Annotated in this window: 12 protein-coding genes; 1 reads left to right on the top strand and 11 read right to left on the bottom strand. The window is 54.8% G+C overall.

Going from position 1 to position 14,918, the window contains the following annotated elements; genetic code table 11:
* Positions 1-14: 14 nt before the first annotated feature.
* The 7 genes from LZ634_RS00655 to cmoM form a co-directional block, all read right to left on the bottom strand.
* Positions 15-662, bottom strand: a complete 648-nt coding sequence (locus LZ634_RS00655; RefSeq protein ID WP_234501825.1) for an MBL fold metallo-hydrolase — start codon at positions 660-662, stop codon at positions 15-17.
* Positions 663-727: 65 nt separating this feature from the next.
* Positions 728-1,279: a YcbK family protein gene (locus LZ634_RS00660; RefSeq protein WP_234501826.1), complete on the bottom strand. Its 552-nt coding sequence runs from the start codon at positions 1,277-1,279 to the stop codon at positions 728-730.
* A 184-nt stretch (positions 1,280-1,463) separates the two neighbouring features.
* On the bottom strand, positions 1,464-3,248 hold the full coding sequence (ldtD, locus tag LZ634_RS00665) for a L,D-transpeptidase (protein WP_234501827.1): 1,785 nt from the start codon (positions 3,246-3,248) through the stop codon (positions 1,464-1,466).
* A 291-nt stretch (positions 3,249-3,539) separates the two neighbouring features.
* Positions 3,540-7,988, bottom strand: coding sequence for a chromosome partition protein MukB (gene mukB / locus LZ634_RS00670; protein ID WP_234501828.1), 4,449 nt, complete (start codon positions 7,986-7,988; stop codon positions 3,540-3,542).
* Positions 7,988-8,692 carry a chromosome partition protein MukE gene (gene mukE / locus LZ634_RS00675; protein ID WP_234501829.1) on the bottom strand — a complete coding sequence of 235 codons (705 nt, stop codon included), beginning with the start codon at positions 8,690-8,692 and terminating at the stop codon, positions 7,988-7,990. Before mukE ends, mukB begins: the two co-directional genes overlap by 1 nt.
* Positions 8,673-9,995 carry a chromosome partition protein MukF gene (mukF, locus tag LZ634_RS00680; RefSeq protein ID WP_234501830.1) on the bottom strand — a complete coding sequence of 441 codons (1,323 nt, stop codon included), beginning with the start codon at positions 9,993-9,995 and terminating at the stop codon, positions 8,673-8,675. The genes mukE and mukF overlap by 20 nt, the downstream gene beginning before the upstream one ends.
* Positions 9,988-10,782 (bottom strand): tRNA uridine 5-oxyacetic acid(34) methyltransferase CmoM, encoded by a 795-nt coding sequence (gene cmoM, locus LZ634_RS00685; RefSeq protein WP_234501831.1) that lies wholly within the window; start codon positions 10,780-10,782, stop codon positions 9,988-9,990. The genes mukF and cmoM overlap by 8 nt, the downstream gene beginning before the upstream one ends.
* Before the next feature lie 128 nt (positions 10,783-10,910).
* On the opposite strand from cmoM, the gene elyC reads away from it, so the two are divergent.
* Positions 10,911-11,690 carry an envelope biogenesis factor ElyC gene (elyC, locus tag LZ634_RS00690; protein ID WP_234501832.1) on the top strand — a complete coding sequence of 260 codons (780 nt, stop codon included), beginning with the start codon at positions 10,911-10,913 and terminating at the stop codon, positions 11,688-11,690.
* On the opposite strand, the gene LZ634_RS00695 is transcribed toward elyC, so the two are convergent.
* From LZ634_RS00695 to LZ634_RS00710, 4 genes are all read right to left on the bottom strand, one after another.
* The gene (locus LZ634_RS00695; RefSeq protein WP_234501833.1) at positions 11,667-12,560 is read right to left on the bottom strand and encodes a YcbJ family phosphotransferase; all 894 of its coding nucleotides are present in this window, start codon (positions 12,558-12,560) and stop codon (positions 11,667-11,669) included. The genes elyC and LZ634_RS00695 overlap by 24 nt on opposite strands.
* A gap of 141 nt (positions 12,561-12,701) precedes the next feature.
* Positions 12,702-13,448, bottom strand: a complete 747-nt coding sequence (gene kdsB / locus LZ634_RS00700) for a 3-deoxy-manno-octulosonate cytidylyltransferase (protein WP_234501834.1) — start codon at positions 13,446-13,448, stop codon at positions 12,702-12,704.
* Positions 13,445-13,627 (bottom strand): protein YcaR, encoded by a 183-nt coding sequence (gene ycaR / locus LZ634_RS00705; protein WP_234501835.1) that lies wholly within the window; start codon positions 13,625-13,627, stop codon positions 13,445-13,447. The genes kdsB and ycaR overlap by 4 nt, the downstream gene beginning before the upstream one ends.
* Positions 13,628-13,678: 51 nt before the next feature.
* Entirely contained in the window at positions 13,679-14,911 is a 1,233-nt protein-coding gene (locus LZ634_RS00710; protein ID WP_234501836.1) for a winged helix-turn-helix domain-containing protein, read from the bottom strand.
* Between the last annotated feature and the right edge of the window lie 7 nt (positions 14,912-14,918).

Below are 14,918 nucleotides of genomic sequence, written 5' to 3' on the forward strand. Positions count from 1 at the left end.
GCCTTTTTATTATCTTACCAGACGGGTAGTTCATCCTGCAGGAACGGGTTGTGCAAACGCTCGTGACCCAGCGTCGACATTGGCCCGTGCCCGGCAATAAACTTCACATCGTCGCCCAACGGCAGCAGCTTGCGCTTGATAGCATCAATCAACTGCGCGTGGTCGCCGCGTGGGAAATCACTGCGCCCTACACCACCTTTAAACAACACGTCGCCAGAGATAAGTAAACGCGCCGCGTCGTCGAAAAAGACCACGTGACCCGGCGTATGTCCAGGACAGTGCAGCACCTGTAGCTTAACGTTACCGACGCTCACCGTATCGCCCTCATTCAGCCAACGGTCTGGCGTCAAAGGCTGACAGTCCTCAAGGCCAAACATCCGGCTTTGTGCAGGCAGCCCCTGCAACCAGAACTCATCTTCTTTTTCCGGCCCAATCACCGGCACACCGTAATGCTGTGCCAGCTCCGCCGCCGCACCCACATGGTCAAGATGACCATGGGTCAGCAAAATTTGCTGCAACGTCACGCCAGCGTCTGCAACCTGTTGTTTAATCTTTTCAGCATCACCACCTGGATCGACCAGCGCCGCCAGTTTGGTTTGTTCACACCAGATCAACGAACAGTTTTGCGCGAATGCAGTAACCGGAATAATGCGATAATTCATGTTGCTCCTGTTTATACTCATCGCCGTTCGGCCTCTTCAATGAAGCTAAACGGTCAGGCGTAGAGTTACCAGTTCCGTAACGGCCCGGTATCAATATGCACAAAGTTGCTACGTGGGTAATATCCTACACCACCTGCGCGCAGAGATAACGCTGCTTTGCGAACATTGCTTAATGAAATGCCTTCAATATGGAAATCCATTGCCTGCCCTTTTGTGTGATAGCTATGTTTAGCTACTCCACGACTGCGCGCTCGCAGTTCATCATTGGTATCAACGGAGCGATATCCAGAAATCAATTGCACAGGTTTATTGGTTCCTAATAACCCCTGAAGGCGATAGAGCTGATCGAACAATGAAGGATCCATACTCTTTATTTTATTCGCGCGATAGTCACGGAAAAAATGGTTAAGCTTTGCTAATTCATCCTGAATATAGCCTCGGCCGTCAAAAAACTCGGCTTTTATCAACTCACCTGTATGCAGGTTATTCAGCGTTAAAATACGCGGACGTGGGGTCGAGAGGGTAGCAAATGCAGGTGTGGGTAAGATGGCCGCTGCGCCCAGCGCAACACCACCTAACGCCAGCAGTTTGCGGCGATTAGCGTCAATTTTATCCATGATAATCAGGTCTACAGTCAGTAAGTGTGGTCGAAAAATATGCACTTCTGGCGCACGTTAAGCACCTTACCGGGCATCAAAGCCAGCGTCAAGGCGGCCTGCAGCGCAGATAGGCCAGCCCCTGGAGTTCAGGGCTGGCTTCTTTGCTTTTCATTCGACAACTACATTACCTGAACTACTTCATTTATCTGATCAATTGTTCCGCTTTTGGCAAAATCTGTGCACCGGATCGCGCAGTGATATCATAATTGTAAATATCTGTTCGATATTGTGTCTGACCATCAGACCCGACAAAGGCGGTCAAATAATAGAGATTAACCGGAATATTTTGCCGGATATTCACATAGCGGGTATTACCTTCTTTCAGCGCATCAGAAATTCGCGCGTCATTCCAGCCCGCATCCTGCAGCAGCATATTCGCCAAATCGGAGGCTTTATTAACCCGGACACATCCGGAGCTTAACGCCCTGGCATCTTTCTGGAACAGATTATGGTTCGGCGTATCATGCAGATAAATAGCGTCCGAGCTTGGCATATTAAATTTATAACGCCCTAACGAGTTACGTTCCCCCGGTGCCTGCTGGAAGCGGAAGGGTAAATTCGATGCGGTGATGGTTGACCAGTCCACGCGCCATGGATCGATAGTCTCTTTGCTATTCCAGCCACGCAGGACGGTGTAGTTGTGCCGCTCCAGATAGCCAGGATCATCGCGCAGCTTCGGTAGAATATCGTTACGCGCCAGCGTCGGCGGTACATTCCACGGTGGATTCACCACCACGTTATTCAACGCGCTGCTCATCATCGGCGTTTTACGATCCGGACGCCCGACAATAACGCGCGAAGCCAACGCTTCGCTGCCGTTCAAATAATAGACTAACGAGTAGGCTGGAATATTCACCATAATACCGGTGGAAACTTTCCCCGGTAATAAACGTAGGCGCTGAATATTAAGTGCCAGTACCCCGGCTCGCTGGGCTGAAGAGAGGTTAAGCCAGTCACGGGTTGATGCGCCGATGACCCCATCTGCGCCTAACCCCTGTGCCGCCTGGAAGCGTTTAACCGCAGCCACCAGCGTCTGATCGTAGCCTGCTGGGCCGCTCTTAGCAGTTTTCTTCGTCTTACCGATATTATCGCCAGGTAGCGCAATATCCGGCCCGGAGTCCAGTACGCCATTGCGCTGCAATATCTCACGCAGCGCCGGAACGTCGCTACTCCATTGTCCTGGGCGTAAAGAGACCGTGGAGGTCAATTTCGGCCACGGACGAGAGTCGCCCGTCAGCGCCAGCAGCGCCTGGTGCATCGCGGCATACTGTGGATGCTGTGGCGCCAGAGCAGCAATAAACTGCGGCAACGTACCATTATCGAGGGCCAGCTGCCACTGATTGATAACCGACAGCGGCGGCGTCGCTAACGTATAAGGCTTATCGCTATATAACCAGCGGTTCCCCTGCACCGGAATGCCGCTAATAAAGTGCAGATAGCCCATCAGCGCGTCGGATAACACCACGTCACGAGTCATGCCGCTGACGTTAGGATCGGTGAGCAGTTCTACCCAACGGGTAAACTGCGGCTGGAAACCGGCGATGGCCACTTCGGCTAACTGTTGTTGGAAGGCACGAACCGCATCACGGTTTTCCCACATCGGCTTCATTGCCCGAGCGGCATACAGCGTCACCAGTGGATTAAGATAGACGGGTTGGTATCCGGCAGGCAGAAGAGACAGGATTTCGGCACGACCTGCCGCCGCTGCCCCTGCGGCCAGAGGCTGACTTCCTGCCAAACTCGCCATCGCCGCCGATTGCGACTCCGGGTGCTGAAGCACTGCCGAAGGCTCTGCCGGCAGCGCGGTACTATCAGATGGAACCAGCTCGGGTTCATCCGCAAAAGCAGTAAACAGCGGAGCAAACGTCATTGCCAGACATAAAGTCACGGCAGACAATCGACGACCATTTTTTTTATTAAGCGACATCCCTTGCCCCCTGTTAAAGATACGAAGACCCATAAAGTGGGCTTACCTTCAGTATATAAAGACAAAAACATTTTTGCCCGGTGAAATGTAAAGAAGTCTAAAGATAATAACGCGATATCGCCGTTATGAGAAAAGCAAAAAGGGCGACATTTCTGTCGCCCTATATTCTGAATTCGGACACGATAACGGCTGCCCCGCCGGCCCAAGCCCATAGCAGGCCGGGTAAGGCCCGATAATTTTCGCTGAATGACCTGATACACTGCGTGTTTATCAGGCCGTTCAGGTGCCGTGCTATGAAGCGTCCGCGGTGCCTGGCAACGTTTCAGGAAGCTGAGCGGCGAAACCTCGCAGCCCAACCACGTGAACGTGCTCGTGGTTATTGACCACTTTACGCACAAGCTTATAGGTGGTCCCTTTCTCCGGACTGATGTTTTCCGGTGCCGCAATAATCAGCTGCATTTCCAGACGTTCACACAGCTCGAACAGCGTAGCAATGGAGCGGGCATCAAGACGAGCCGCTTCATCGAGGAACAGCAGACGGCATGGCGACAGATCTTTGCCGCGCAGACGACGCGCTTCATCTTCCCAGCTCTGCACTACCATCACCAGAATTGACATCCCGGTACCGATAGCCTCACCGGTAGATAGCGCACCGGACTCTGCACGCAGCCAGCCGTCGGAGCCACGGTTAACCTCAACTTCCATTTCCAGATAGCTACGGTAGTCGAGCAGCTCTTCACCAATGGTCTGCGGCGTACGCTGGCCCATATCAATCTGCGGGTTAAGGCGCTGATAGAGCTTCGCCAGCGCTTCCGAGAAGGTCAGGCGGTTGCTGTTAAACAGATCCTGATGCTGTTCATGTTGCTCAGAAAGCACATCGAGCAGCATTGCGTGGGTTTCACGCACGTTGACGTTCAGACGCACGCTGTTCACCTGGCCGAACGACACGTTCTGCAGCCCCTGGTTCAGCTGGCGAATACGGTTCTGTTCGCGCTGAATAGTTTTGCGAATAATATTCGCTACGCTTCGGGAGCTAATCGCCAGTTTCTGTTCGCGGTTGGTCAGCTCTTCGGTCAAACGACTCAGTTCAATTTCCATCTGTTCGATAGCTTCAACCGGGTCATCGGTGCGGATAATATCCTGACGGATACGCTCGCGCAGGTGCTGATAGACGGCAACGAAGAACTGGATTTTACGCTCCGGACGCTTCGGATCTTCCGACATACGCAACACATCACGCAGGTGTTCGTTATCCGCGACCGCCAGACGCAGCGCCCCCAGCGCTTTATCCGACATTGAGCGCAGATCGTCGGCTGAAAGATAGGCCAGTTCGCGACGATGCAGACGACGTTCAACGTTGTTGTCTTTCACCAAACGCATCACCGCACACCATCCGGCCTTCGCGCTCACTACCTGTTCACGCATTTCCAGATAATCACGTTCCAGCTTACGCAGCTTGCGGGTCAGGTTGTCCATCTCCGCTTCACAGAATGTCAGCGCTTTTTCCAGCTGGTTACGACGCGCGCGGTTGTTGCTGAGCTGTGCATGCAGTTCGTCACGACGCGCGCGCGCGCGCTCTTCGGCCCCGGCATCGGCGCGTACGCCGATATCTTTGAGTTCTTTATGCAGATCGTTGAGCAGCTCTTTTTTGGTGTCGTACGAGCTTTTCAGTGACGCCAACACCTGGCTGTACTGACTCACCTGGGCGGCGTGGGTACGCATCGCCTCACGGGCGCGGCTACGTTCGGTTTCGGCCTGCGCCAGACGCTGACGCAGTTTTTCGTTCAAATCGCTATTGCCGGAAAGCATATCGGCCGAGTCGGAATAGCCAAAGTGGGCGCGACGCTGCACCACTTCCGTCAGCGCAAAGGCCTGCTGACGCGCTTCTCGCTGTACCTGCTGCGACCAGGCGTAATCTTCTTTTAACTGCTCAAATTGCTGTGGATCGCTTTGCAATACAGAAGCAATCGGCTCCAGCTTCGCCAGATGATTACCGTGCTGCTGGATAAAGCGCGCGGCTTCCTGGGCTTCATCCAGACGTTCCTGAATCTCATCGACGCGGTCGGCCAGTGTTTCATCGGCTAACAGGCTCAGACGCGGTAGCAAACGGTTCAGCAGAGCCACGCCCTCTTTCGCCTGTTCAAACTGCGCCTGTTGCTGTTGGTTATCGCTTTCGTGGCTGTTGAGCGCACGCTCAAGCTCGTTGCGACGGGTATTCAGTTTACGGATTTCCGCTTCTGGATCGTCATCAAAGGCCACCGACAGATGGCTACCGATGAAGCGGCTGAACGCCTGGTGCAGACGTTGGGTTTTCTGGACGTCAAACGACAGCGTCGCGAAACGTTCGGACAGCACTTCACGCTCAGCGTGCAGGCTTTCAATGCGGCTTTCACGCGCGGCACGACCAAACAGCGGCAGCGACGGGAAGCGAGAGTAACGCCACTGGCGGTCGGCAATTTTAACGACAACCGCTTTTTCCAGTTCATCGACGGCAAACACGCTGTCATCAAACGACTGCGGATCCCCTTCAATCAGATAGAGATCTTCCGGGCAATCTTCCAGGCCTTCCAGATACTCGGCGATCTGTGACAGATCCGGCACCACGATGGCGTGACGCGATGGGCCATACAGCGCGGAGAAGTACGGCGCATCTTCAAGGCTAACGTCGTCATAGATTTCCGACAGCAGTACGCCGCCAAAGCGTTCCGCCAGCGCGTTGAGACGTGGGTCTTCCGAGCCACCCGGCTGGCTTAAGCGTTCAATTTCATCATCGACCGCACGTTTACGCGTCCCGACTTCGTCGCGTTCCACAATGGCTTCACGCTCACGCTCCAGCAGTTGCTGAACATATTCGGTGACGTCCTGGCTTGATTCAAACTGTTCGCCGCTTTGCTCGCACAGCTGGTTCAGGCTATTTTGCGCCGCCAACCATACCGGTGCACGATGCATCAGCGCGGAAATCCGCGATTGCAGCTGCTCCTGCTCCTGGCGCAACGTCATACGCTGTTCACGCGCATCGCTGACGCAGTCACTCAGGGCAGCAATACGCGCTTCCAGTTCATGATGCAGCGTTTCGAGTTCGTCGATATCGTACTGTTTGCCCTGACGTTTACAGAAATCAGCCAGCAGACGTTCAGCATCCTGCTGTTCACGCAGACGCTGTTCCAGTTCGTTCAGACGGCTGCGCAGCGGCTGCGCCTGTTCTGCCAGATGACGCTGGTTGACGCCGTCGCGCAGTAATTCACGCGCGATTTCCCAGGCTTCATCACGCGCCAGCGGGCCGTTAATCGCCTCGACGATTTTAAACGCCTGCTCAAACTGGCTGTGCGCGGTCTGCGAAACGCTCATTTTCTGCTCTAAAGTCAGCAGTTTTTCGGTCGCTTCCTGTTCTTTAGCCTGGAATGTTTCCAGCCATTCATCCGCACTTTCTGGGGTTAAATCCGGCAGGTGGCACAGCTCTTTTGCACGCTGTAACGCCTGCAGCGCCTGGGTGTACTGAATCGCGCGCGTCTGCTGCACGTCCAGCGCCTGCTGGTAGTCCGCCAGTTGGCTTTTCAGTTCATCCACTTCCAGCTCGGCGGCTTCCGCACGGGCTTCGTTGTCTTCCTGCAGCTCGGCAGCTTCCGCCACCACTTCATTTTGTTCTTCCAGACGAATTTGCAGCTCGTCCAGATCCGCTTCATAGCGTTCAATTTTTTCCTGCTGACGCAGGGCGGTTTGCACCAGATTCAGGTGATCGCTGGCAGCCTGATGATCGGCTTCGAGATCCCCTTCCGCTCCGTTATGCTCCTGCAGCTCACGCGCCATATCCACGTGCTTGTACTGCTCCGCCGCGAGCTGTGAGCGGGAGGTAAACAGTTCGCGACGATATTCCAGCGCTTTATCCAGATGCACCCGACGCTCGTTGGCATGGCGCATATAGTCAGCGGCAACGTAGTCGGTGGCTTCAGAAATAAGGTGTTTAAACAGGTCGCGATCGGACTGGGTCACGCGGATCGCTTCCAGCGTCATGCGGTTTTCACGCAGCGCCGCTTCCATATCCTGGAATGCTTTACGTACGCCGCTGTTTTCCGGTAACAGGTAGTCGCGCAGGGAGCGGGTAATAGCGCTGGAGATACCGCCGTACAGCGAGGCTTCAATCAGACGATAGAACTTGCTACGGTCAGACGCCGAACGCAGACGACGCGCCACGATGCCCAGATCGAACATCAGAGAGTGGTAGTCGGTAATCGAGTTGAACTGTTTGAACTGGACGCCTTCGATGGTATCGAGTTTGTCTTTAAGTTCCTGCAACGTCAGCACACGCGCCTGGCGATCGTTTAGCGTTTCGGTCAACAGTTGAGTCGGCTGGAAGGAAGTCGGCAGACCCTGAATCGCGAAGGGTTTGATATCCACTTTACGATCGCGACCGGCAACCTGTTGCAGACGCACACCGACGACCACGCGCTGGTTGCGTGAGTTCATCACGTCCAGCACTGAATAACAGACGCCCGCTTTCAGCTTACCGTGCAGACCTTTATCGCGTGAACCGCTGGTCGCCCCAGCCTCGGTGGTGTTACGGAAGTGCAGCAAGGTTAAGTCAGGGATCAGCGCCGTGACGAATGCCGCCATGGTGGTTGATTTACCCGCACCGTTACCGCCGGACAGCGTCGTAACCAGTTCATCGAGGTCAAAAGTACGAGCAAAGAACCCGTTCCAGTTAATCAGCGTTAGCGAACGAAATTTACCGCGATCGATCATTACTCTTCCTCCCCGCTATCCTGCTGATTGTCGTCGTTCTCGTCATTGAGCTGCAGATGGTTTTCGATAGGCATCGCTTCACCATCGCGGATCATGCGCAGCTGCGCTTCACGCGCGTCGTCACCGGAGCGCACGTCGGCGCCAAAGCGGAAAACGGATTCGGTGATGCGGAACTTGCTGCTGTCATGCCCCATAAACCAAACCATTCCCAGACGGCGCAGGCGGTTAAGTGAGGAACGCACTTTCTCTTGCAGTTTCTGACGGTCGAGGTCGGAACCCGTGGAGCGGTTGTTCACCAGCTTCAGCAGTTTGCTCTCTTCGGCCAGCGCCAGCAGTTCGTCATACAGCTCCTGCTGGGTGAAGATACCTTCGTTGGCCAAACGTTCCGGGCTTAGATAGAGGTAGCAGAGGATCTTGCCGACCATCATATCCAGCTCGGAGAGTACCGAACGCGGAATCAGCGTGGTGGAACGCGGGCGCAGATAGAAAAAACCTTCCGGCGCACGAATCAGTTCCACGTTATAGCGGGCGTAAAACTCTTCCAGATACTCCTGGAAATCCATTAAAAATGCGTGATTGTCCAGTTCGTCAAGACCAATATGACGACCGGCACGCAGCGCGCTGTCCAGCGCAGGAAAAAGAGGGTTGGCCAGGGCCTGTGCCAGTTTAACCGGCATCACTTGTTCAATATTTGTCGATGACATGCGCCTGTACCTTGGCTCCGTAATCATTAATCGACTGCCATTTTGCTGGCAGTCCGGTGAAATCTGCGTGTGCTATACCCAAACGTACCGCCTGGTCGACCACAATTCGCGCTACGTCAAAGTGACGCGCACGCGGGTACTGCACCAGGTACTCTTTGACCACCAGACCGAGATCCAGCGGCAGCTGTTTGGTTTTATAAATCGCCAGTTGCTGTTCAATCAGCGCGGCGAGCTGTTCGCGAATTTCGTTAAATTCTTCGTACTCTAAATCCGGCGGAAGTTCCCCGGTGACTTCTTCGTCACGCAGCGTCATCTCTTCATCACGCATATCCAGCAGGCGGTCGGCATTGGCGTAGGTGAGCGCCCACGGGGCATCGAAATAATTCTGCACCGACTGACGTAGACGCTGGGCGAAGACGCGGTTTTTATCCATATCAATCGCGGTACGGATAAATTTGTGCACGTGGCGGTCATAGCCAATCCACAGGTCAATTGCCTGCTGGCCCCAGCTCACAATGCGGTCGAGCTTGCTTTGCAAATCGAACACCAGCCGATCAACAAACTGCAAATCGTTATGGCTGAGCGTGGCATCCTGAATACGCAGCAGGTTAGCCTGTAGCTTATCGCCTGCGGCGTCCAGCGTATCCTGAAGTTCTCGCAGAGTGCCGGAGGTTTCTGACAGCAGCAGTTCGCAGCTGGAGATCGCCGCGCGCCAGTCTTTGTTCAGCAACTGAGCGATATCATCTTTAACCGACTGCTGTTGCTCATCCATGATGCGTTGCGTCAGATCGATGCTGTCGAAGATTTCCGCCACCGAGTATTTGAGCGGCGCGTAAACGTTGCGGTGCCAGTGGAATTCATCGCCCCCTTCATCCGCGGAATCCGCCGCCCTTTTCAACTCACCGGCAACAATGGACAGCTGCATTGACAGGCGCAGCGTCGAAAATTCGCGCTGACGAATATAGTAGTCGGTAATGCCAATACCCAACGGCGTCAGACGATAGATGGCGTTTCCTTCCGTGATTTCGCTGGTAAAGCGGTTCAGCAGACGTTGGCGAACCAGGTCGTTAATCGCGTTGTTGGCGCGAGTGCCGATGGTTTCACTGGTTTGCTCAAACGCATCACTGACGTAACGAAACGCATCCACCAGCTCGCCTTCCGTCATTTCACCTTCCAGTCGTTCGCCGTTCAGCGTTGCAACGGCCAGCAGAAATGAGAGCCTATCGACGGGTAGCGAGATGGCAAAATCATTTTTCCTGGCCCAGGCAACCAGTTCGGGGACTGTCTGGGAAAATTCACTCATCGTTTATCCTTGTTTCTGTCTGCGGCTTCAGTGCTGTGACATGAATATAGCGCCCCAGGCTAATGTACGGTTCCTGACGGCAATAGCGCGTTTCAAGCTCGAGCAGAATATCAAAACAGTTCTTCTGCATCTGCTTATCGCGCAAATAGTCATGAAACACTCGCACGCCGGTTTTCCCGTTAATGTGCCAGCCAATCTCTTCCAGCCAGCTATAGACCTGCTGCGGATCGCGCGGATAGTTCGGCGACAGCGTCCGCCTTTTCTTTTTCGGCATGCCGGCAACCACGTAATCGAAGTTGCCCACCACCATGTTATGCATCAACAGGCCGTTTGCATTGTAGAACATTAATGATAAAGCGCCGCCCGGACGCAGCACCGACCACAGCGTTTTTAACACGTCCTGCGGATCGGCCACCCACTCCAGCACAGCGTGAAACAATATCAGATCAACAGGGCTTTCCAAATGCTCGTCCACGTCCTGGGCCGCGCAATGTATGAAATGCATGTTGTCGCTCACACCTTTCTCGCAGGCGGCCTTTTGTGCACGGGCGATCATCTCTGCGGAAAGATCGCACAGCGTCACATGATGTCCACGCTCCGCCATTTTGAGAGCCGTCTGGCCTTCACCACCGCCAGCATCGAGAATGCGCAGCGGTTTCGTGCCCATCGTCGCCAGCAGTACGTCCAGATCCTGCCACAGAATAGCCTGACGCAACTTACCTTTGGTGGTGCCATAGATATTGCGCGAAAACTTTTCCGCCATGTCATCAAAATTGCGATCCTGCACCGGGCATCCTTACTGACTTCGCCAGCCACAAAAGGTCTATTTTGTCACACCCACGGCGAGAATGAAGCTACCTGGTGTAATATCACTGCATTCAGACGATCGGATGCTTAAAAAAGGTACTCTACAGAATGCTTTTTATGCTGAAAAAGTATATCGGCGGAATGATGCTACCGCTGCCGCTGCTTCTTTTACTGGTGGGTTTAGGAATCGTCCTGGTTTGGTTCACGCGCTTTCAAAAACTGGGGAAAACCGCCATCACTGCGGGTTGGCTAGCGCTGTTGCTCTTGAGCCTACAGCCGGTTGCCGATGGGCTACTGAAACCGATTGAAGATAAATATCCCACCTGGCGCGGCGAAGAGCCGGTGCAGTACGTGGTGGTGTTAGGCGGCGGTTATACCTGGAATCCGGACTGGGCGCCGAGTTCAAATCTTATCAACAACAGTTTGCCGCGTCTGGCGGAAGGGATTCGCCTGTGGCAAGCCAATCCGGGCGCAAAAATGATCTTTACCGGCGCACGCGCGCTAACCAACCCCGTGAGCACAGCGGAGGCCGGTGCGCGAGTAGCGGAGAGTCTTGGCGTGCCGCGCAGTGAAATCCTCGTGCTTGATACGCCAAAAGATACCGAAGAAGAGGCCAGCGCGGTTAAAGCGGCCATTGGCGACGCTCCGTTCCTGCTGGTAACTTCTGCGTCCCATCTGCCCCGCGCGATGATCTTCTTCCAGCATGCGGGCCTGCACCCGCTGCCTGCTCCCGCCAACCAGTTAGCCATCGTTTCGCCGCTCAATCCGTGGGAGCGCATGATCCCTTCCCCGGTCTGGCTGATGCACAGCGACCGGGTTGGTTACGAAACGCTAGGACGCCTCTGGCAGTGGCTAAAAGGCGATTCAGGAGAGCCAGGGGATCAGTGATTTTGAAGCTAGATCGAAGTGAGCGCGGTTAAATTTACCGGTATTCACTAACTTCTCGACTTCATCCCACAGCAGGTAGAGCCAGCGCCGCCAGAGGAACGCTTCTGCGACCGGGGCGCGCTGAATATAATGCCACAGCAGTTGTTCCGCCTGCGGGCTCTCATGCAGGCGGAATAGCTCGTATTCTCTCGGTGCCCACAAAATCGGTCCCGGTCCTACCGCCGCCAGCAGTTGGTCACTACGAGCATCTTTCAACATGCTGCGTAGCGTTAAATGACCGTGGATCAGTACGCAATTATCGCTGAAACCCTCAAATAGCCTGTCCAGACATTCTCGAGTGCGAAACAGCAGCCGTTTGTCCTGCATCGTCAGACCCGTGCTGTGATAAAGGCCGAGCGTGTCCCATAGCACTTCAATCCGCTGGCGATACCATTGCGGCCAGTTATTTTCCTGAGTGCCGTCAACAAAACCGACGCAGCCCGAACTGTCTATCCGGTGCCATGACAGCATCGCTTCAACGATTTGATCTTTCAGCGCATCCCAACGCTGCGGGCTGCGGGTCGGCGCTTCTACCGGGACACCGCGCAGGCGTTCCAGTAACAGGACGTCAGGGCCAGGATGTTCTTCATGCGTCATCACCCCGTACACCACCGGCATACGGACGGTGCCGCTGCGCGCCAGCATCGATATTTTCCACGCCAGCTGACGAGCCAGCCCCGGTGACGAAAAACTCCGCGCCAATAATGGCATCGGGTTTCCGTTCGCATCGTACAGCGACCACAGCGCGGTATCCGTCTGCTCGTTAATACACTCTACACGGCTGAGTGATTCCCCTAAAAGATGGCTGAGTTCTACGCGTAGCTGTTCCATGTCGGATTACCCCTATAAAAGCCATTGCTTTCATAATGAGCATACGAGATGTAAATTTCACCAGACAAGATCAAAATTGCAACAGAAAATCAGGAAACGGTGGGGCAGGAAATGCCCCCTTATCGCAAGGGGGCGAAAGGATTACTTCATTTCAGCACGAACGCGAGCCAGATCTTCCGGCGTATCGACGCCCGTACCTGGGACTTCTTTGGCCACGGCAACGTGAATTTTTTCACCGTACCAGAGCACGCGCAGCTGTTCGAGCATCTCAATATGCTCAAGCGGGCTTGGTGCCCAGTTGACGTAGCGGCGAATAAACCCGGCGCGATAACCATAGATTCCGATGTGACGTAAGAATGAGTCACCGACCTGTTCGCGACTTTTCGCAAAACGGTCGCGATCCCATGGGATCGCCGCGCGCGAGAAATAGAGCGCGTAGCCGTCTTTGTCCATCACCACTTTCACCGCATTCGGATTAAAAACCTCTTCGGCATCGTGGATAGGCACCGCCAGCGTCGCCATGCCGGACTGACTGGCTGCCAGATTATCTGCCACCTGACGGATAATCACCGCCGGGATCATTGGCTCATCGCCCTGAACGTTAACAATGACGGTATCGTCGCTGAAGCCACACTTCTCAACCACTTCCGCCAGACGTTCAGTACCAGACTGGTGATCGGCACGAGTCATGCAGACTTCGCCACCGGCGGCTTCAACGGCCGCGGCCACTTCCTGGTGATCGGTTGCCACGATAATACGTTCGGCACCGGATTCGCGCGCGCGCTCCAGCACGTGCACAATCATAGGTTTGCCGTTGATATCCTGCAGCGGTTTACCCGGCAGGCGCGTAGAGGCAAAACGCGCGGGAATAATAACGACAAAACTCATGGTCTGTTCTCTTCAGCAGCAAGCGCGCGGGCTTCGGTTTCCAGCAATACGGGGATACCGTCACGCAGGGGAAACGCCAGATTATCAAGTTTGCAAATCAGTTCTTGCTTGTCCTGGCTGTAGTAAAGTTTACCGTTGCAAACCGGGCAGGCAATAATTTCAAGTAGACGGTGATCCATGGTTCCTCCTGATGGGCCGTATCGAAAATCAGTGCAGCATATCATAGAGCGCTAGCGGTCGGCGTCAATCTCCCATCCGCAGCGTTGTTCGCTAAAGAGTTTTTCCGCCACCGAGCCCAATTTGACGCGCGTGGCTCCCTGCCAGCAGGCAAAGTCATCGATCGCCTGTTTCAGCCCACGTTCAAGATGCTGGCTTACCCGCACGCCTTCTTGCAGATACAGCGCGAAAATTTCCAGCACGCCATCGCTACGGTGTATTTTGCTGTCCATCCGGCCAACGATTTCTCCCCGATGCAGCAGCGGCAGAACGAAATAGCCATACTGTCGCTTAGGTGCAGGCGTATAGCATTCGAGGCGGTAGCTGAAATCAAACAGCTGTTCTGCCCGTTTACGATCCCAGACAACCGGATCGAATGGCGACAATACCGCGCTATGAGTGGCATTCAGTTTGCCCTCAGCCGCCCGCTCAAGTTCCGCAAGCAAGCTGTTGTGGACCCACATTTCGCCTAGCGCGTCGACATTGACGGCCACCACCCGCTGCTCAGCCTGCCACTGCGCCATGAGCGCGGTAAGATCGGGTTTACGCAGGCGATAGTAATCTGCCAGCCATTGGGGGCGAAAAATACCCAGGCTACGGGCGCTATTCTCCAGCATTACCGCTTCGGCCTCGGGCTGTGCCAGCGCGTCCGTTGCGTCATCCCAGTGAGGCATGGCGCGTTCGGTGAGATCGTAGACGCGCTGAAAGTTACGCCTTTCCACCACCATCACTTCACCAGCGGTAAACAGCCCTTCAAGATGGCGCTTATGTGGTTTCCACTCCCACCATCCGCTTTCACCTTTACGCGGATGGGAGAAATCGGCAGAGCGCACCGGGCCGTTATCCGCAATATGCGATTTAAGCGCGGCAATTTCCTGCGCATGTTCATCCATCCAGCTCTGATGGTACTTCCAGCCCATCTTATGCGGCGCCAGCATTCGATGACGCACCAGTGGGAAATCGCTACGCGGCAGGAAACAGGCTTCATGCGCCCAGTACTCCATCAGATCGCCTCGGGCAAGCGCCTCATCCAGCCACGCCGCTGAATATGCGCCCAGGCGGCTAAATAACACCAGATAAGGGCTACGAGCCACCACGTTAATGGTATCAATCTGCAGCAGAGACATTTGTTGGATGGTACGAAGAATATCTGTCGCTTTCGGCTGGCGACGAGGACGAGTGAGAAGTCCCTGTGCCGCAAGGTGAAGATGGCGCGCGGCGCGGAGGGTAAGATGCTGTTCGGCCATACCGGTT

Origin of the sequence: Kluyvera intermedia (assembly GCF_021440345.1) — a bacterium.
GTDB classification, from domain to species: Bacteria; Pseudomonadota; Gammaproteobacteria; order Enterobacterales; family Enterobacteriaceae; genus Kluyvera; species Kluyvera intermedia_A.